Below are 17289 nucleotides of genomic sequence, written 5' to 3' on the forward strand. Positions count from 1 at the left end.
GGGGCGGCTGACAAACCGTGTTTGAAAGCGCCGTGCCGCGGCGCCGAAATCTGGATGGAAAACCGGGAACGCCGCGCCGCCTAGATCGCGCTCTGGCCCCTGGCATGACGCCAGGCGGCCCAGAGCGCGACGGCGATCAGGTAAACTCCGCACCAGCCATAGGCGGCCAGCACGCCGAACGCATCGGCGGCGAGACCGAATGCGATGCACATGAAGATGCTCGCCACGCAATGGAAGAAGACCATGGCCGAGGTCGTCGTCGCCCGGCTCGCACCGCTCATGACGCGCTGGAACTTCGCTTCGGCGAGGATCAGGGGCGGCGCCGAGAGGATCCGCGAGGCCATCAGCGGCACCAGCAGCCAGATCGAGTGGCCGATTCCGGCCAGCACAAGGCACAGGCCCGATAGCAGCGGAAACAGCCAGCCGACCACGGGGTAGCTGTCGAGCCGGTGCGCCATGACGCTCGCCCCGGCATAGGCGGCGATGGCCAGCGCGCCGACCAATCCGAACGCCCAGATCGGTACACCGACCGCGAGATAATAGAGCGGGTCGAATTCCTCGAGCACGTAGAAGAGCATCACGCCGAAGACGAGATAGACGGTCAGGAAGCGCAGGTCCGCCCGCGCTCCGAATTCGCGCGCCGCCTCGCCGAAATGGGAGAAATAGCCGGGCCTGTCGCCGCCGGATTCGGGGCGCAGGCGGATGTCGGTGAGCCAGAAGGCGGCGATCGCGGCGCCGATCAGCGGCGGCACGGCGAGCCAGAGCGAGGCGATCATCGAATAATGGCCGACTAGGCCGCCGAAGATCATCGCGGTGCCCGCGCCGATCTCCTGCAACGCGCGGTCGCGGCCGAGCACACGGTCATAATCGTCCGCCGCTCCCGCCGCCTCCATATGCTCGAATAACAGCGCCTCTTTCGATCCCGATATCAGCGAGCCGGAGAAGCTCCAGATCAGGAAGCCCAGCGCGATCAGCCAGAAATCGCCGCCGCCAATCGCCCAGATGACGAAGGTGACCGCCTTGATCAGCGGCGCCGCGACGAGGAGCCAGCGCCGGTCGAAATGGTCCGACAGCGCGCCCGACGGAATCTCGAAGACCGCCGCGACCGTTGCCCAGATGATGAAGAGCAGCGCGATATCCCAGATATCGAGCCCCGACAGCGTGAAATAGGCGGTGTAGATCGCATCGCCGAAGATGAAATCGACGAGAAACGCATAGACATAATAGGCGCGAAGGAAGCGGCGGAGGGACATGGCCGAACGGCCATATGCGGTTACATGCAAAAAATCCTCCCCGGCACGGGAAGGATTTAGGGTCGGAGCACCGTATCCACGGCCTCGTCCGCCAGCCCCGGATAATCGGTCGTATAGTGCAACCCCCGGCTTTCCTTGCGCGACAGTGCCGAGCGGACGATCAGCGCGGCGACCTCGATCAGGTTGCGAAGCTCGATCAGGTCGGGCGTGACGCGGAAATTGCCGTAATAATCATCGACTTCGCTGCGCAACAATTCGACGCGATGCTGGGCGCGTTCGAGGCGCTTGGTCGTCCGCACGATGCCGACATAGTCCCACATGAAACGGCGGATTTCGCGCCAGTTATGCTGCACCACCACCTCTTCGTCCGAATCGGTGACGCGGCTCTCGTCCCAGTCGTTGATCGCCGGGGCCTCGGGCAGGTCGTCCCAATGCGCGAGAATATGGTTCGCGGCCGCCTCGCCGAAGACGAAGCATTCGAGCAGCGAATTCGACGCCAGCCGGTTCGCGCCGTGGAGACCGCTTTCGCTGACCTCGCCGGCCGCATAGAGCCCAGGCAGGTCGGTGCGCCCGTCGAGATCGATCCTGACGCCGCCGCAGGTATAATGCTGCGCCGGTACGACGGGGATCGGCTGTTTGGTCATGTCGATGCCGAGCGGAAGCAGCCGTTCATAGATCGTCGGGAAATGCCCCTTCACGAACTCCGCCTCGCGATGCGTGATGTCGAGATGGACATAGTCGAGGCCGAGCCGCTTGATTTCATGGTCTATGGCGCGGGCGACGATATCGCGCGGCGCCAGTTCGGCGCGCTCGTCGAAATCGGGCATGAAGCGATAGCCCGGATCGGGCGCATCGCCGGGAAGCCTGAGTTGCCCGCCCTCACCACGCACCGCCTCGGTAATCAGGAAGTTCTTGACCTCCAGATTATAGAGGCAGGTCGGATGGAACTGCATGAATTCCATGTTCGACACGCTCGCCCCGGCGCGCCAGGCCATAGCAATCCCGTCGCCCGTTGCGCCACGCGGCGCGGTGCTGAACAGATAGGTGCGGCCCGCCCCGCCCGTCGCCAGCATCGTCGCGCGCGCTGCAAAAGTCTCGACATGGCCGCTCGCCTTGTTGAAGGCGTAGGCGCCCCAGACATGGTTGTCGCCCGACGGATCGGCGCGGTGCCGATCGGTGATCAGGTCGATCGCGACCATGTCGGGCATCAGGGTGATGTTCGGATTGTCGTTGGCGGCGCGTTCGAGCGCCTCCTGCACGGCCCAGCCTGTCGCATCGTCGGCATGGACGATGCGGCGGTGCGAATGCCCGCCCTCGCGCGTCAGGTGCAAATCACCGTCATCGGCCAGCGTGAAATTGGCGCCGAGATCGATGAGCCGCCGGATCGCGCGCGGCGCGTTTTCCACCACGAACTCGACCGTCTCCCGCCGATTGAGCCCGGCGCCCGCGATCATCGTATCCTCGATATGGCTTTCAAAGGTATCGCCGGGTTCTAGCACCGCCGCGATCCCGCCCTGCGCCCAGGCCGTCGACCCGCCCGAAATCGCCCCCTTGGCGAGCACCAGCACCTTGAACCGCTCGGCCAGCGCCAGCGCTGCGGTGAGGCCTGCAGCGCCTGACCCTATAATGAGGATGTCGTGATTCATGCCGACCCCTAACGCCTCCCGCAAGCGGGACGGGAACCGTGTTGCGCTTCTTTCTCCCCTCCCGCTTGCGGGAGGGGCCGGGGGTGGGCCAGCGCCGTTTCAATCGACCGCACCACGCCGTCAATATTATCGAGAACGTCGTCATTGGTGAAGCGCATGACCATGTAACCTTGCGATTCCAATTCCCGCGTACGCCTTCGGTCACTTGGCTGCCGGCCGTCGTGCGAAAAGCCGTCGATCTCGATCACAAGCTTTTCGGCACGACACAGAAAATCGGCAAAATACGGACCGATCGGCATCTGCCGGCTGAACTTGTGTCCGCCAAGCCGGCTCCGGTTCAGATATTTCCAGAGCGTGCGCTCCGCCGGCGTGGCGGCGTTGCGCAAAGAGCGGGCGCGCTCAGTGTTGCGAGGTTTGAACTGGCCCACCCCTAGCCCCTCCCGCAAGCGGGAGGGGGATCGAATACTCGACCTCGCCCAATCACGCCGCTTCCCGCGTCAGGTTCAGGAACACGTCTTCGAGGTCGGGCTCGCGCGTCGAAACGTCGATGATGTTGTGCCCGGCCTCATTAAGCGCGGTCAGCACCTCGCCGGCATTCACCTTGTCCTTGCGATAGGTGATCGAGAGCGTGTGTTCGTCGATCTGCTCGACCTTTTCGAAGCAGCTTTGGTCGGGCAGCGTTTCGATGGCGCGTTCCACCGTGACGACAACCGCCTTTTCCTGCGCCATGTCGACAAGCTCGCGCGTCGGCTTGTCGGCGATCACCTGGCCCTTGTTGATGATCGCGATGCGGTCGCACAGCTCCTCGGCCTCTTCGAGATAATGCGTCGTCAGGACCACGGTCACGCCGCCCGCGTGCAGATCACGCACATATTCCCAAAGCTGCTGGCGCAGGCTGATATCGACGCCGGCCGTCGGCTCGTCGAGCACGAGAACGGGCGGCGAATGGACCATCGCCTTGGCGACCATCAGGCGTCTTTTCATTCCGCCCGACAGCGTCCGCGAATAGGCGTCGGCCTTATCCTCGAGATGCACGGCGCGGAGGAGGTCCATCGTTTGCCGCTGCGCCTTCGGCACCCCGAACAGCCCGGCCTGGATGTCCAGCGTTTCGGCAGGGGTGAAGAAGGGATCGAAGGTGATTTCCTGGTTGACGATGCCGATCGACGCCTTGGCGTTGCGGTGATCGGTATCGATGTCGAAGCCCCAGATCGAGGCTTTGCCGCTCGTCTTGTTAACCAGTCCGGCGAGGATATTTATGAGCGTCGACTTGCCCGCGCCATTGGGGCCGAGCAATCCGAAGATCGAACCCGCAGGCACATCGAGGCTGACATCATCGAGCGCCTTCACCCCGCCGGCGTAGATCTTGGTCACATGGTCGATGGCGATCGCGGCTTCGGTCATGGCGAAGCGCATAGCCGCTGGTTGCGTTAGTGCAAGGGTTGGGGGTTGGCTTTATGAGGCTTTGGCTAGCACCGAAGCGCCGCATCGAGCAACGGGGCATCGCCGGGGCTTTCGGCGATGGCAATCTCGCGCCAGCCCGATCCGGCCGCGTCGGCGGTATTGCCGCTGATCGCGACAAGCGCGACATGATCGCGAACCACGCCGCTGCTCCTGCACCAGCCATCGAAAGTTTCCGCCGCGTGTGGCGAGTGCAGCATGACGATCGCCGGGGATTGCAGCGCATCGGCCAGTCCTTCGGGTTCGATCTCGAGCGCGCGATAGGTCGTCACGCGCGTGATCTCCAGACCGGTCTCGTCAAAGGCACGAACGCGTTCTCCGGCGAGATGAAGGACGCGCTTTTTGCCATCCTCGCGCAGTCGATCGGCCAGTGCCTGCGCATTGCCGTCGCCGATCTCGATATCGAAAAATCCCGCTGCCCGCGCTTCGAGCGCCGTCCGCCGCCCGACGGCGTAGCAGGGAAGCTGGGTCAGCTGCGTCAGCACGTTGCCGCTGTACATCAGCGCGTTGGCGCTGGTTGCCATCACCGCGTCGAATTCATCCGCATCGGGCGCAATCCAGGCTTGCGGAATGATCTCGAACAGCGGCGCGACAACGGTCTGCCATCCTGCCTTTTCCGCGCGTTCGCGCGTCTGTTCGGCGCCGGGCTGCGGCCGCAGGATGACGAGCGGCGGGCGAGTCATGCTTCGGCTCCCGCGAACAGCGCGCGGATCGGCGCGGAAGCATCGGCGAGCAACGCCTTTGCCAGTTCGCGCGCCGTCCATTCGCCTGCATCGGCGGGGCAGTCGCGCGATCCGGCAACGCTCTCGCGCCCCTCGTTGGTGAGCAGCTGGGCCCCGATCGTCATCCTCTCGCCGTCGATCCGCGCCAACGCCGCAACCGGGCTGTGACAATCGGCGCCCAACATATCGAGCAGGACGCGCTCGGCGGCGACGCAGCGATGGGTCTCGATATCGTCGATAGCCGCGAATACCGGCAAGAGATCGGCGCGCTCGGCCAGAATCTCGATGCCGATGGCACCCTGTTGCGGGGCAGGCAGCAGCGTTTCGAGTTCGATCGCATGGCCGACATCGCCATGGCCGAGCCGATCGAGCCCCGCCGCCGCCAGAAGCGTCGCGTCGAAGCGGCCCTCCTCCACCGCCGCCAGCCGTGTCGCGACATTGCCGCGCAGCGTATCGATATCGAGATCGGGCCGCAGGTTGAGAAGCTGCGCCGCGCGTCGCGGCGACGAGGTCCCGACGCGCGCGCCTCTCGGCAGCGCCTCGATGCTTTCCGCGCCGATCAGCCTGTCGCGCACATCGGCGCGCGGCAACAGCGCGGCGAGCCGGATCGCGGCCGGGCGGATCGTTTCGACATCCTTCATCGAATGGACGCAGCAATCGACCTCGTCCCCGGCAAGTGCACGATCGAGCTCCTTCGTCCAGAGCGCCTTGCCGCCGATCTCGGCCAGCGGCCGGTCCTGCACCTTGTCTCCGGTGGTCTTTACCGGGACGATCGCGACATCGTCTCTCGCCAGCCCGTGCGCGTCGCGCAGCGCCGCTGCGACCATGTTCGCCTGGACGAGCGCCAAAGGCGAACCGCGCGTGCCGATGCGGATGGGAGTCTGCATGGTGCGCCTGCTAGCCGATTTGCCGCACCGGCGAAACCTATCGCCGAACCGGCACTTGCGCCTATATTGGCCTTCATGACGATCATCCTCGGCCTTGAATCGAGCTGCGACGAAACCGCGGCGGCGCTTGTCACGGGCGAGCGCGAAATCCTGTCGCACAAGCTGGCCGGGCAGGAAGAGGCGCACCGGCCCTATGGCGGCGTGGTGCCGGAAATCGCCGCGCGCGCGCATGTCGAGGTGATGACGCCGCTCGTCGCCGCCGCGCTCGACGAGGCGAAGATCGAACTCGATCGGGTCGATGCGATCGCCGCCACGGCCGGGCCCGGCCTGATCGGCGGGGTCATGGTCGGGCTGATGACGGGCAAGGCGCTGGCGCTGGCGGCGGACAAGCCGCTGATCGCGGTCAACCATCTCGAAGGCCATGCCCTCTCCCCGCGCCTGACCGATCCGGATCTGGAGTTTCCCTATCTGCTGCTGCTCGTTTCGGGCGGTCATTGCCAGATCCTGCGCGTCGAGGGGGTCGGCACCTATCGCCGGCTCGCGACAACCATCGACGATGCGGCGGGCGAGGCGTTCGACAAGACGGCCAAGGCGCTGGGCCTGGGTTTTCCCGGCGGCCCGGCGGTCGAGCGCGCTGCCAAGGACGGCGATCCGAAAGCCGTCCCGCTCCCCCGCCCGCTGACCGGTTCGCGCGAGCCGCATTTCTCCTTCTCGGGCCTCAAGGCCGCGGTCCTGCGCGCGCAGCAGAGCGGCGACTATGCGGCCGAAGACATCGCCGCAAGCCTGCAGGCGGCGGTCATCGACTGCCTGATCGACCGGCTCGAAATGCAGCTCGAGGCGCATCCCGATATCGAAACGCTCGTCATTGCGGGCGGCGTGGCGGCGAATAACGCGCTGCGCGAAAGGCTGGCAGCCCTTGGCGAGCAAGCGGGCGTCCGGCTCGTTGCGCCGCCGCCCTGGCTTTGCACCGACAATGCGGCGATGATCGCCTGGGCCGGGGCCGAGCGTTTCGCGGCCGGCCTCACCGACCCGCTCGACACACCGGCGCGGGCCCGCTGGCCGCTCGATCCCGACGGCGAAAAGGTCCGCGGCGCAGGCGTGAAGGCATGACCGAAAAGAAGAGGAGCGCAGCATGACGATGGAGAGGATCGGCGTGATCGGCGGCGGTGCCTGGGGAACGGCGCTGGCACAGGCGGCGGCCGCGGACGGCGAACCGGTGCTGCTCTGGGCGCGCGAGGGCGATGTCGTCAACGCGATCAACGACCGCAGCGAAAACCCGCTCTTTCTCCCCAATATCGCGCTTTCCAACAAGATCCGCGCAACCAGCCGGATCGACGATCTTGCCGATTGCGACGCGATCCTTGTCGTGGCTCCCGCGCAGCATCTGCGCAAGACGCTGTCGTCCGCCTCGATCGGCTTCGCCCCGCTGGTGCTCTGCGCCAAGGGCATCGAAGCGGGTACCAAGAAACTGATGAACGAGGTCGCGGCCGAGGCCTATCCGGGCGCGCCGATCGCTGTGCTCTCCGGCCCGACCTTCGCGCATGAAGTGGCGGCAGGATTGCCCGCCGCCGTGACATTGGCATGCGAGGACAAGACGCTTGGCGCCGAACTGGCCAGGCGCCTCGCCCGGCCCGCCTTCCGGCCCTACTATTCGAACGACGTGGTCGGCGCTGAGATCGGCGGCGCTGTGAAGAACGTGCTCGCCATCGCCTGCGGCGTCGTCGACGGACGGGGGCTGGGCCAGAATGCGCGCGCCGCGCTGATCTCGCGCGGCTTTGCGGAGATGACGCGCTTCGGCCTGGCGCGCGGCGCGAGGGCGGAAACGCTGGCCGGACTGTCGGGCCTGGGCGATCTCGTACTGACCTGCTCCTCGACCAGTTCGCGCAATTTCTCGCTCGGGCGGGGCCTGGGCGAAGGCAAGAGCGCCAAGGTGCTGATGTCGGATCGCACCACGGTCGCCGAGGGCGCGCATACCGCCCCGGTGCTGCGCGAGGCGGCGAAGGACGCCGGGGTCGAGATGCCGATTACCGAAGCGGTGTGCGATCTGCTCGACGGGACTGCGACCGTCGAGCAGGCGATCGAGGCGCTGCTGTCGCGGCCGTTGAAGAGCGAAGGTTTGGGCTAGAGTTTTTTGTCAGACCTCGCCTTCGGTTCGGCGCCGCACCCGCCCGCACCCCCTCCCGGCCTCCCACGAGAGTACCCTGAATGGGAGGCCGGGAGGGGGTGCGGGCTGGTGCGGCGATTTTCCGCTAGGAAAATTCTGACAAACTAGAAGTCCCAGCAGATTCCTTCGCGTTCCCAGTCGCCATAGCGCGTGCGTTCGGGCCCATCGCCGCCGCCATGTTCGGCCGCCTGTTTCGGTTCTTCGGGTTCCGGAACCGGCGGGCTCTTGCTCAGATGATCGGGAGCCTTGACCCAGTCGGGGCGTTTTGCGGTCATGACGGCGCTCCTTCGATTGCCAAAATCGGACGCGATCCCCATTTCGGGACGAGTATGGGAGTTGGCAAGATGAACTATGTGAAGACCGCGATGCTGCTCGCCGCGATGACGGCGATCTTCATGGCCGTCGGCCTCGCCATCGGCGGGCGTGCGGGCATGCTGCTGGCGCTGGTGTTCGCCGCCGGCATGAACCTGTTCACCTATTGGAACGCCGACAAGATCGTCCTGCGCATGCACAATGCCCGGCAAGTGGATGCGCGGAGCGCGCCCGAATTCTATCGGATCGTCGAGGAACTGGCCCACAATGCCGGCATGCCGATGCCGAAAGTCTATGTTGTCGACACGCCGCATCCGAACGCCTTCGCGACCGGCCGCAATCCGGAGAACGCAGCCGTCGCGGCGACGGCGGGATTGTTGCAGATTCTGGATCGCGACGAGATCGCCGGGGTGATGGCGCACGAACTCGCCCATGTGAAGAATCGCGACACGCTGATCATGACGATGACGGCGACGATCGCGGGCGCAATCTCGATGCTCGCGACCTTCGGCTATTTCTTTCGGGGCGACGGGCGCGGCGCGGGACTGGCCGGGCTCGCCGCGATCATCATTGCGCCCTTCGCGGCGATGATCGTGCAGATGGCGATCAGCCGGACGCGCGAATATAGCGCCGACCGGGGCGGGGCGGAGATCAGCGGCAAGCCGCGCGCGCTGGCCTCGGCACTGGCAAAGCTCGCTCGGGGAGCGCAACAGGTTCCGAACGAAACCGTGCAGCGCAACCCGGCCGCCGCGCAGCTCTACATCGTCCCGGCAATTTTCGGCCGCGGCGACAGCCTGTTCTCGACCCATCCCGACACCGGCAACCGCATCGCCGAACTGGAAAAGATGGCAAGCGTGCTCGATCCGGGCGGCGGATATGAAGCCGTCGCCAGACCGGCGCGTGGTGGCAGTGCGCTCGATCCGTTCGGGCGCAAACGCTGAATATGGAATTTCGTGTCAGGCCTCGCCTTCGGCTCGGCGCCGTACCGGCCCGCACCCCCTCCCGGCCTCCCATTCAGGATACGCTCGTGGGAGGCCGGGAGGGGGTGCGGGCCGGTACGGCGATTTCGCGCTAGCGAAATTCTGACGATAAACAACGCCATGAACAACCGCCCACCCAAACCCGCCAAAGGCACCGCGACCCGCCGCGCGGCGCTGCGCCTGCTCGATGCCGTGCTGCGACAGGGGCTGCCGCTCGATACCGCCGCGCCGAAAATCCTCGCACCGCTCGACCGTGCCGACGATCGCGGGCTGGCTCTGGCGATCGCGGGCGAGGTGCTGCGCCGGATGCCAGATTACGACGCGCTGATCGACAGCGCGACGAAGAAGCGCCTGCCCGACGATGCCAAGACGCGCACGGTGCTGCGCATGGCGCTCGCCCAGGCGCTCGTACTCGAAACGCCGCCGCATGCCGCGATCTCGACGGCACTGCCGCTGCTCGACGGCGGGCCACGGCGGCTGGCGCATGGCGTATTCGGGACGCTGATGCGGCAGGAGGCGAAGCTGCCGGAGGTTCCCACTCTACCGTACGAATCCGCCGAACGCTGGCGAGGTCAATGGGGTGAAACCGTGGCCGAGGCCGCCGCCCGTGCCATCGCGACCCCGCCGCCGCTCGACCTGAGCTTCGCCGATCCTGCCGAGGCCGAGCATTTCGCCGCAGAGCACAATGGCAAGGCGCTCGCTCCCGGCCATGTCCGCCTGCCACGCCAACCGATCGACACGCTCGAAGGCTTCGAAGCCGGCAATTGGTGGGTGCAGGATATCGCCGCTTCGCGGCCCGCCCGGCTTCTCGGAAACGGCGACGGCCGGGCGGCGCTCGACCTGTGCGCGGCGCCGGGCGGCAAGACGATGCAGATGGCGGCGGCGGGCTGGCAGGTGACCGCGCTCGACCGGTCGGAGAGCCGGCTTGAACGGCTGGCCGACAATCTGGCGCGCACCGGGCTGCAGGCCGAAACGATCGCCGCCGACGCCCTTGCCTGGAAGCCGGAGCGCGCGTTCGATGCCATCCTGCTCGACGCACCCTGTTCGGCCACCGGCGTCTTTCGTCGGCATCCCGAAGTGCTTTATCGCGCCCGGCCCAAAGTCATCGTCGAGAGCGCGAAACTGCAGGCAAAGCTGCTCCGCCGGGCCGCCGATTGGCTCAATCCTGGCGGCGATCTCGTCTACGCCGTCTGCTCGCTCGAACGCGCCGAGGGCGAGGAAATCATCGACGCCTTCCTGACCGAACACGACGGCTTCTCCATCGTTCCACCCGATCGGGCCATGCTCCCCGATGGTCTCGCCGCCGGCGAGCGAGGCTGGCTGCGCATCCTGCCGGGCCAGATCGACGATCCCGGCGGGTGCGACGGCTTCTTCATGGCAAAGCTGCGTCGTGAATAGTCCCCCTCCCGCTTGCGGGAGGGGAGGTGTTTTATCCCCATTCCCGCCCGCAAAGCCGCGCTTCCCGCTTGCCCCTGTGCCGCTCCGACCCTAAGCCGTCGCCATTGTGCCGCAGCCCGTTCGCATTGCACCCTCCATCCTCTCGGCCGACTTCGCGAAGCTGGGTGAGGAGGTGCGCGCAATCGACAAGGCCGGGGCCGACTGGATCCATATCGACGTGATGGACGGGCATTTCGTGCCCAACATCACCATCGGCCCGGCGGTCGTGAAGGCGCTGCGCCCGCATACCGAAAAGCCGTTCGACGTCCATCTGATGATCTCGCCGATCGACCAGTATCTCGACGCCTTTGCCGAATCCGGTGCCGACACCATCACCGTCCATCCCGAGGCCGGGCCGCATCTGCACCGCACGCTCCAGCACATCACGTCGCTCGGCAAGCGCGCGGGCGTCGTCCTCAACCCGGCGACGAGCGAGGACGTGCTCGATTACGTCATCGACGATGTCGACCTCGTCCTTGTCATGAGCGTCAATCCGGGGTTCGGCGGGCAGAGCTTCATCGACAGCCAGCTTCGCAAGATCGAGGCGATCCGCGCGAAGATCGACGCGACCGGCAAGCCCATCGATCTCGAAGTCGATGGCGGCATCGATGCGAGCACCGCGCCGCGCGCCATCGCCGCGGGTGCCGACGCGCTGGTCGCCGGCACCGCGACCTTCCGGGGCGGGCCGTCCGCCTATGCCGACAATATCCGCACCCTGCGAGGGGAATGAGCGCCATGGCGGGTGACGGCCAGAGCGCGGACGGAATCGATCCCGGGCGGCGGCTGATCCGGCTCGACGATGGCGGGCGCTCGCTCGGCGAGAAGCTTGCCGACCGGTTCCGCTATCTCGTCTGGCGCACGCCGCTCCATCGGCTCCGCCTGCGCGGCAAATTCCCGCTCAAGCTCGTCGCCGTGCCCGAGGACCCGATCCCCGGCGATCCGGTGCGCGGGACGGCGCTGCTCGAAGGGCGCGCGCTCTTTCACAACGAGCAGATCGCGCTCGCCGATCTCGATTTCGGCGCGCTGGAGGCTTCGGCGGGGTTCACCGACTATCTGCAAAGTTTCGAATGGCTGCGCGATCTCGACGCCGCCGGGACGCGCGAAGAGGCGACGCCGGTCGCCGAAAGGCTGATGCGCAACTGGCTTTCCAACTGGGCGGACCGGGTGTCCGAAAGCAGCTGGCGGGCGGATATGTGGGGGCAGCGCGTGCTGCTCTGGGCGAGCCATGCGCCGCTGATCCTCTCGTCCGGCGATCTCGTCTACCGATCGGACGTGCTCAACACGCTGGCACGCGGCGCGCGGCATCTCGATCGCGCCGCGATGAAGGCGCCCATCGGCATCCATCAGGTCCGCGCCTGGTCGGGCGTGGTGGCCGCCGGTCTGCTCGTCCAGGGCGGCGACGCGCGGACGGCGCGCGGCGAGGCGGGGCTGGCGCGCGCGCTCTCGCAGACGCTGACGGCGGACGGCGGGATGGTGTGCCGCAGCCCGGCGGCGCAGCTGGCGCTGGTCGAGACGCTGGCGATGCTCCGTTCCGCCTATGATGTGCGCCGCGTCGAGTTTCCCGCGCCCTTCGCCTCGGCGCTCTCCTATGCCGTGCCCGCGCTGATGGGGGCGACGCTGGGCGATGGCGGGCTATCGAGCTGGCAGGGCGGCGGGCCTTCCTATCCGCGCCGCGTCGCCGCCGCGATCGAGGCATCGGGGCAGCGCGCGCTGCCGCTGAAGAACGCGCGCGACTGGGGCTATCAACGGCTGCAGTCGGGGGACAGCATCGTGCTGATGGACGCCGCCCCGCCCCCGGCGCAGCGGCTCGAATCGGGCGGCTGCGCCTCGACGCTGGCGTTCGAGCTGTCGCACGGACCGCACCGGATCGTCGTCAATTGCGGCGGGGCGGTGGGGAGTGCGATCCCGCAGGATTTCGCCCAGCGGCTGCGCACAACGGCCGCGCATTCGACGCTGGTCGTTGGAGACAGCAATTCGACCGCGCTCAACCCGGACGGGTCGCTGGGCAAGGGCGTCGTCGAGGTCGAGATGGAGCGCAGCGACCGGGACGGCATCGCGCGGATCGCGGCGAGCCATGACGGCTATGTCCGCCGCTACGGCTTCATCCACCGCCGCCGCATCGCGCTGAGCGCCGAAGGCGACGAGCTGCAGGGCGAGGACATCCTCGAACCCGAAGGCAAGAAACAGGCCGACGACACCGGCTTCGCCGTCCGGTTCCACCTCTCGCCCGATATCGAGGTGACGCCGGCGGGCGAGGGGACGGGCGCGCTGCTCCGCATCCCCGGCGGCCCGGCCTGGCACTTCCGCTGCCGCGGCGCGAGCGTCCAGATCGACGCCAGCGTGTGGATCGACGAAAAGGTCCGCGCCTGCCCGTCGAAACAGCTCGTGCTGGGCGGCGTCGCTCCGCCCGGCGGCGCGACGCTCGGCTGGTCTTTCAAGCGGGCGGGGTAGTGGATATGGGACGCGTCTTTTCTCCTCTCCCCTCGATGGGGAGGGGCCGGGGGTGGGGTGAGCCATCCGCAAATGCTATCGCTTGTAGTGAAGTCACCCCCACCCAAACCCTCCCCCATCAAGGGGGAGGGCTTCGATAGCCATTCCGAACCACAACCGTCAGACACAACAGGACCACCCCATGCCCACCCCCACCGACAGCCCCGTCAAAATCACCCGCGCGCTTCTCTCGGTCTCCGACAAGACCGGGCTCGCCGATCTTGGCACCGCGCTTGCGAAGCATGGCGTCGAGCTCGTCTCGACCGGCGGCACGGCGAAGGCGCTGCGCGAGGCGGGGCTCGAGGTGCGCGACGTCTCCGATCTCACCGGCTTTCCCGAGATGATGGACGGGCGGGTCAAGACGCTGCACCCCAAGGTCCATGGCGGCCTGCTCGCGATGCGCGACAATGAAGAGCACAAAGCCGCGATGGAGGCACACGATATCGGCGCGATCGATCTCGTCGTGGTCAACCTCTACCCCTTTGCCGAGACGGTTGCGAGCGGAGCAGGGCGCGCGGACATTATCGAGAATATCGATATCGGCGGGCCTTCGATGGTCCGTTCGGCGGCGAAGAACCACGCGCATGTCGCCATCGTCACCGACCCCGCCGATTACGACACGCTGACGAACCAGATGGACGAGACGGACGGCGCCACCACCCTCGCCTTCCGCCGCAAATGCGCGGAAAAGGCCTTCTCGCTCACCGCGACTTACGATGCCATGATCTCGACCTGGTTCTCCTTCGGCGACCAGAACGAGGCCTTCCCCGAAATCTTCCAGGTCCCCGTCCGCCGCGTCTCGACGCTGCGCTATGGCGAAAACCCGCACCAGATGGGCGCGCTCTACGTCCCCGTCGGCCCGGGCGCGCAGGGTGTGGGCCAGGCCGAACAGGTGCAGGGCAAGGAGCTATCCTACAACAACCTCAACGATGCCGATGCGGCGCTGGAGCTGGTCAGCGAGTTCGAGGATGCGACCCCCGCCTGCGTCATCGTCAAGCACGCCAATCCGTGCGGCGTTGCCGTCGCGGACGACATGATGACCGCGTACAAGGAGGCGCTCGCCTGCGACAACGTGTCGGCCTTTGGCGGCATCGTCGCGTTGAACGCACCGCTGACCGGCGAACTGGCCGAGGCGATCACGGAAATCTTCACCGAGGTCGTCCTCGCCCCCGATGCCGATGCCGACGCGCGCACGATCTTCGCGAAAAAGAAGAACCTGCGGCTATTGCTGACGGGCGAGCTGCCCAATCCGGGCCGCGCGGGGATGACGATGAAGACGATCGCCGGCGGCGTCCTGTTCCAGACGCGCGATTACGGCCTGATCGGCGAGAAGGACCTGAAGGTCGTCACCCAGCGCGAACCCACGGCGCAGGAACTGGCCGACAGCCTGTTCGCGTGGAAGGTCGCCAAGCACGTCAAATCGAACGCCATCGTCTATGCGAAGGACGGGACCACGGTCGGCATCGGCGCGGGGCAGATGAATCGCTTGGAGTCGGCCCGCATCGCCGCATGGAAGGCGAAGGATGCGGCGGAGAAAGCAGGCTGGCCGACCCCTCGCACCCAGGGCTGCGCCGTCGCCTCCGACGCCTTCTTCCCCTTCGCCGACGGCATGCTCGCCGCCGTCGAAGCCGGCGCCACCTGCGTCATCCAGCCTGGCGGATCGATCCGCGACGACGAAGTCATCGCGGCGGCGGACGAAGCGGGGATTGCGATGGTCTTCACCGGGATGCGGCATTTCCGGCATTGAGGTCTAAATTTTGCGATGTTCGAGCTAGCTGCCATCATAAGCAGTCTGGTTCTAGACGGAATTTGAACTCGTGATTAAAGTTGTCGTTTGTCATCGGAGAGGCGAATGGCAACTAATTTTGAAAGAGTTCGTTCGGTCATTGAGGCTTTGCTGCCCGCAGCACAGAACAACATACAAAACGGCGGCGACGTAGATACGTTCGTCCAGCAGCGATTGGCGATGCTTTCATCCGCCTACGGCGGCGGAATGCTTAATTCAGATCGTCCAGCAATCGATTACAGCAAATTGACGACCCACATCGCTTACGCATACCGGTCGCTGGCGGCCCATGGGGATTGGCTGCACAAAATGCTTTGCCAGCAAACGTCCGCGGTGAAACGCACGTTGGATGTACCCTCGCCACATGTTGCATGCATTGGCGGAGGACCAGGTAGCGACATTTTAGGAGTCATCAAATTTGCTCGCCAATGGGGGCTAGGCGATCGAACATTTCGGTTTACAATTTTAGATCATCACCCGCAGTGGTGGCGATGCCGTGATGAACTTGTATCGACCTTCGATGATCAGCCACCGATTACGCATACCCACCAAGACCTTGATCTATCTGCCGGTTCGCCATGGACAGACGATTGGCAATTTTGCTCTGCTGATCTGTTCACTCTTTCATTTTGCTTGTCCGAAGTTTGGTCCTTCAACGCGCAAGGCTCTGTGTCGGGGTTTTTGGATCAGGTTATCAGTGGCGCGAAGGCGGGGGCTCTATTTTGCTATCTCGATAACGGGGGATCGAATTTTTCGTCGCGGATCGATGCGGAAATGTGCAAAAGAAATGATCTGGTGACGCTGCTGGATGAAGAACATGGCCACATGGTTATGAGCTACAGCGAGCGGGCAGATGTCGTGAAGATACCATTCCAAGCTAGATTCGGCGGGCAATGGCCGAAGCTCAAAGGGGAAGTCGCGACGAAAATTTGGAAAAAGAAATAGCTATGGACGATTTATTTGCGTCAGATTTGCAGTTCCGCCATGTTCGGATGCCGGATTCTGACGTCTCTTACATCAGGCAATTTCCCTATCCTATGGAAAACGCAAAGATATTTAGGAAATTGTACGATGATACCATATGGCTTCATGAGGAGGTCATGGTCTGGGGAAAAAAACATAAACAGCCTAGACTGACTGCTTGGTACGGCGACCCCGGCAAAAGTTATACATATTCGAGCACCATCATGCATCCGTTGCCTTGGACAGACCTTCTTTTATCAATTCGCCAAAAGCTTGAGGAATTAATTGATGAAAGATTCAATAGCGTTCTGTTGAATTTATATAGAGATCATCGTGACAGTATGGGCTTCCATAGCGACAATGAAAAATCATTAGGCCCAGATCCTACAATTGCATCACTAAGCTACGGTGCGACCCGCACATTAATATTCAAACATAAAAAGAAAAAAGATCTTAAAATTAATCATCTTGAATTAAAATCTGGAAGTTTACTTTTGATGAAAGGCTGTACTCAAAAAAATTGGAACCACGGTATTAACAAGCAATCTCAACCTTGCGGTCCTCGAATTAACCTAACCTTTCGATATATCTACCCCGATTAGAGCAATTGCGCTCCGCCACAACCAGGCCTATATAGCGCGCACTGCCCAAGTCGCACGTGGCGACGGACTATGGCCGTGAAGGCCCGCTTTTCCCTTTCTACACGCTTCCTACCGCAGCCCGGCCGCGAATGATCGCGTCCGGCAACTACGCTCGCATTTGGCGGGCGACGACCCTTCGAAAGGGAAATGTTATGCCTATCGGCACCGTAAAATTCTTCAATGACGAAAAGGGCTTCGGTTTCATCCAGCCCGAAGACGGCAGCAAGGACGCCTTCGTCCACAAGACCGCCGTCCAGGCCGCGGGGATGCGCTCGCTCTCCGAAGGCCAGCGGATCGAATATGAGCTTCGCGAGGACCGCCCCGGCAAGATGGCCGCGGTCGAGCTGAAAGAAGCCTAAACGAGAAAGGGCCGGTATCGTGAAGATGCCGGCCCTTTTTTTGGTCAGGCTGTCATTGTCAGACTTTGGCTAGCGCCAAAGCGCCGCACCAGCCCTCTCCCCCACCCGGCCTCCCATCCAGGATACACTCAGTGGGAGGCCGGGTGGGGGAGAGGGCTGGTGCCGCGCCGAGCCGAAGGCGAGGCCTGACA

17 protein-coding genes are annotated in these 17289 nt (G+C 64.7%); 10 read left to right on the forward strand and 7 right to left on the reverse strand.

Annotated elements, in window-relative coordinates:
* Window positions 1-80: 80 nt before the first annotated feature.
* From Q0139_RS07605 to hemC, 6 genes are all read right to left on the reverse strand, one after another.
* Window positions 81-1253 carry an MFS transporter gene (locus Q0139_RS07605; RefSeq protein ID WP_298019730.1) on the reverse strand — a complete coding sequence of 391 codons (1173 nt, stop codon included), beginning with the start codon at window positions 1251-1253 and terminating at the stop codon, window positions 81-83.
* A gap of 56 nt (window positions 1254-1309) precedes the next feature.
* Complete coding sequence (nadB, locus tag Q0139_RS07610) at window positions 1310-2899, reverse strand: L-aspartate oxidase (protein WP_298019732.1); 1590 nt, start codon at window positions 2897-2899, stop codon at window positions 1310-1312.
* A gap of 8 nt (window positions 2900-2907) precedes the next feature.
* On the reverse strand, window positions 2908-3327 hold the full coding sequence (locus Q0139_RS07615; protein ID WP_298019733.1) for an endonuclease domain-containing protein: 420 nt from the start codon (window positions 3325-3327) through the stop codon (window positions 2908-2910).
* A 52-nt stretch (window positions 3328-3379) separates the two neighbouring features.
* Window positions 3380-4300, reverse strand: coding sequence for an ABC transporter ATP-binding protein (locus tag Q0139_RS07620; RefSeq protein WP_298019735.1), 921 nt, complete (start codon window positions 4298-4300; stop codon window positions 3380-3382).
* A 65-nt stretch (window positions 4301-4365) separates the two neighbouring features.
* Window positions 4366-5040 (reverse strand): uroporphyrinogen-III synthase, encoded by a 675-nt coding sequence (locus tag Q0139_RS07625; protein ID WP_298019737.1) that lies wholly within the window; start codon window positions 5038-5040, stop codon window positions 4366-4368.
* Window positions 5037-5966 carry a hydroxymethylbilane synthase gene (gene hemC, locus Q0139_RS07630; RefSeq protein WP_298019739.1) on the reverse strand — a complete coding sequence of 310 codons (930 nt, stop codon included), beginning with the start codon at window positions 5964-5966 and terminating at the stop codon, window positions 5037-5039. Before hemC ends, Q0139_RS07625 begins: the two co-directional genes overlap by 4 nt.
* A 75-nt stretch (window positions 5967-6041) precedes the next feature.
* Between hemC and tsaD the strand changes: the two genes are divergently transcribed.
* Entirely contained in the window at window positions 6042-7076 is a 1035-nt protein-coding gene (gene tsaD / locus Q0139_RS07635; RefSeq protein ID WP_298019741.1) for a tRNA (adenosine(37)-N6)-threonylcarbamoyltransferase complex transferase subunit TsaD, read from the forward strand.
* Between the two features lie 22 nt (window positions 7077-7098).
* A complete protein-coding gene (locus tag Q0139_RS07640) occupies window positions 7099-8091 on the forward strand; it encodes an NAD(P)H-dependent glycerol-3-phosphate dehydrogenase (RefSeq protein WP_298019743.1) in 993 nt (330 codons plus the stop codon).
* A 143-nt stretch (window positions 8092-8234) separates the two neighbouring features.
* On the opposite strand, the gene Q0139_RS07645 is transcribed toward Q0139_RS07640, so the two are convergent.
* Window positions 8235-8405: a DUF1674 domain-containing protein gene (locus tag Q0139_RS07645; RefSeq protein WP_298019745.1), complete on the reverse strand. Its 171-nt coding sequence runs from the start codon at window positions 8403-8405 to the stop codon at window positions 8235-8237.
* Window positions 8406-8474: 69 nt separating this feature from the next.
* Between Q0139_RS07645 and htpX the strand changes: the two genes are divergently transcribed.
* The 8 genes from htpX (at window position 8475) to Q0139_RS07685 (ending at window position 17098) form a co-directional block, all read left to right on the forward strand.
* Window positions 8475-9383, forward strand: a complete 909-nt coding sequence (gene htpX, locus Q0139_RS07650; protein ID WP_298019747.1) for a zinc metalloprotease HtpX — start codon at window positions 8475-8477, stop codon at window positions 9381-9383.
* A 159-nt stretch (window positions 9384-9542) separates the two neighbouring features.
* Complete coding sequence (locus Q0139_RS07655) at window positions 9543-10820, forward strand: RsmB/NOP family class I SAM-dependent RNA methyltransferase (protein ID WP_298019749.1); 1278 nt, start codon at window positions 9543-9545, stop codon at window positions 10818-10820.
* A gap of 106 nt (window positions 10821-10926) precedes the next feature.
* Window positions 10927-11589 (forward strand): ribulose-phosphate 3-epimerase, encoded by a 663-nt coding sequence (rpe, locus tag Q0139_RS07660; RefSeq protein WP_298019751.1) that lies wholly within the window; start codon window positions 10927-10929, stop codon window positions 11587-11589.
* Window positions 11586-13310, forward strand: a complete 1725-nt coding sequence (locus Q0139_RS07665; protein ID WP_298019753.1) for a heparinase II/III family protein — start codon at window positions 11586-11588, stop codon at window positions 13308-13310. The genes rpe and Q0139_RS07665 overlap by 4 nt, the downstream gene beginning before the upstream one ends.
* 181 nt (window positions 13311-13491) lie before the next feature.
* On the forward strand, window positions 13492-15096 hold the full coding sequence (gene purH, locus Q0139_RS07670) for a bifunctional phosphoribosylaminoimidazolecarboxamide formyltransferase/IMP cyclohydrolase (protein WP_298019755.1): 1605 nt from the start codon (window positions 13492-13494) through the stop codon (window positions 15094-15096).
* Between the two features lie 105 nt (window positions 15097-15201).
* Complete coding sequence (locus tag Q0139_RS07675; RefSeq protein WP_298019757.1) at window positions 15202-16080, forward strand: hypothetical protein; 879 nt, start codon at window positions 15202-15204, stop codon at window positions 16078-16080.
* Between the two features lie 2 nt (window positions 16081-16082).
* Window positions 16083-16700, forward strand: coding sequence for an alpha-ketoglutarate-dependent dioxygenase AlkB (locus Q0139_RS07680; RefSeq protein ID WP_298019759.1), 618 nt, complete (start codon window positions 16083-16085; stop codon window positions 16698-16700).
* 191 nt (window positions 16701-16891) lie between these two features.
* Window positions 16892-17098, forward strand: a complete 207-nt coding sequence (locus Q0139_RS07685) for a cold-shock protein (protein ID WP_298019761.1) — start codon at window positions 16892-16894, stop codon at window positions 17096-17098.
* Window positions 17099-17289: the final 191 nt, after the last annotated feature.

The sequence above is a fragment of the uncultured Parasphingopyxis sp. genome, assembly GCF_937129435.1.
In the GTDB taxonomy this organism is placed as follows: domain Bacteria; phylum Pseudomonadota; class Alphaproteobacteria; order Sphingomonadales; family Sphingomonadaceae; genus Parasphingopyxis.

Coding starts and splice junctions, on each gene's coding strand:
- Q0139_RS07605 (WP_298019730.1), bottom strand. CDS start 1,253: ATGTCCCTCCGCCGCTTCCTTCGCGCCTATTATGTCTATGCGTTTCTC.
- Q0139_RS07625 (WP_298019737.1), bottom strand. CDS start 5,040: ATGACTCGCCCGCCGCTCGTCATCCTGCGGCCGCAGCCCGGCGCCGAA.
- Q0139_RS07665 (WP_298019753.1), top strand. CDS start 11,586: ATGAGCGCCATGGCGGGTGACGGCCAGAGCGCGGACGGAATCGATCCC.
- Q0139_RS07620 (WP_298019735.1), bottom strand. CDS start 4,300: ATGACCGAAGCCGCGATCGCCATCGACCATGTGACCAAGATCTACGCC.
- Q0139_RS07645 (WP_298019745.1), bottom strand. CDS start 8,405: ATGACCGCAAAACGCCCCGACTGGGTCAAGGCTCCCGATCATCTGAGC.
- purH (WP_298019755.1), top strand. CDS start 13,492: ATGCCCACCCCCACCGACAGCCCCGTCAAAATCACCCGCGCGCTTCTC.
- Q0139_RS07685 (WP_298019761.1), top strand. CDS start 16,892: ATGCCTATCGGCACCGTAAAATTCTTCAATGACGAAAAGGGCTTCGGT.
- Q0139_RS07640 (WP_298019743.1), top strand. CDS start 7,099: ATGACGATGGAGAGGATCGGCGTGATCGGCGGCGGTGCCTGGGGAACG.
- Q0139_RS07655 (WP_298019749.1), top strand. CDS start 9,543: ATGAACAACCGCCCACCCAAACCCGCCAAAGGCACCGCGACCCGCCGC.
- htpX (WP_298019747.1), top strand. CDS start 8,475: ATGAACTATGTGAAGACCGCGATGCTGCTCGCCGCGATGACGGCGATC.
- tsaD (WP_298019741.1), top strand. CDS start 6,042: ATGACGATCATCCTCGGCCTTGAATCGAGCTGCGACGAAACCGCGGCG.
- hemC (WP_298019739.1), bottom strand. CDS start 5,966: ATGCAGACTCCCATCCGCATCGGCACGCGCGGTTCGCCTTTGGCGCTC.
- Q0139_RS07680 (WP_298019759.1), top strand. CDS start 16,083: ATGGACGATTTATTTGCGTCAGATTTGCAGTTCCGCCATGTTCGGATG.
- Q0139_RS07675 (WP_298019757.1), top strand. CDS start 15,202: ATGGCAACTAATTTTGAAAGAGTTCGTTCGGTCATTGAGGCTTTGCTG.
- nadB (WP_298019732.1), bottom strand. CDS start 2,899: ATGAATCACGACATCCTCATTATAGGGTCAGGCGCTGCAGGCCTCACC.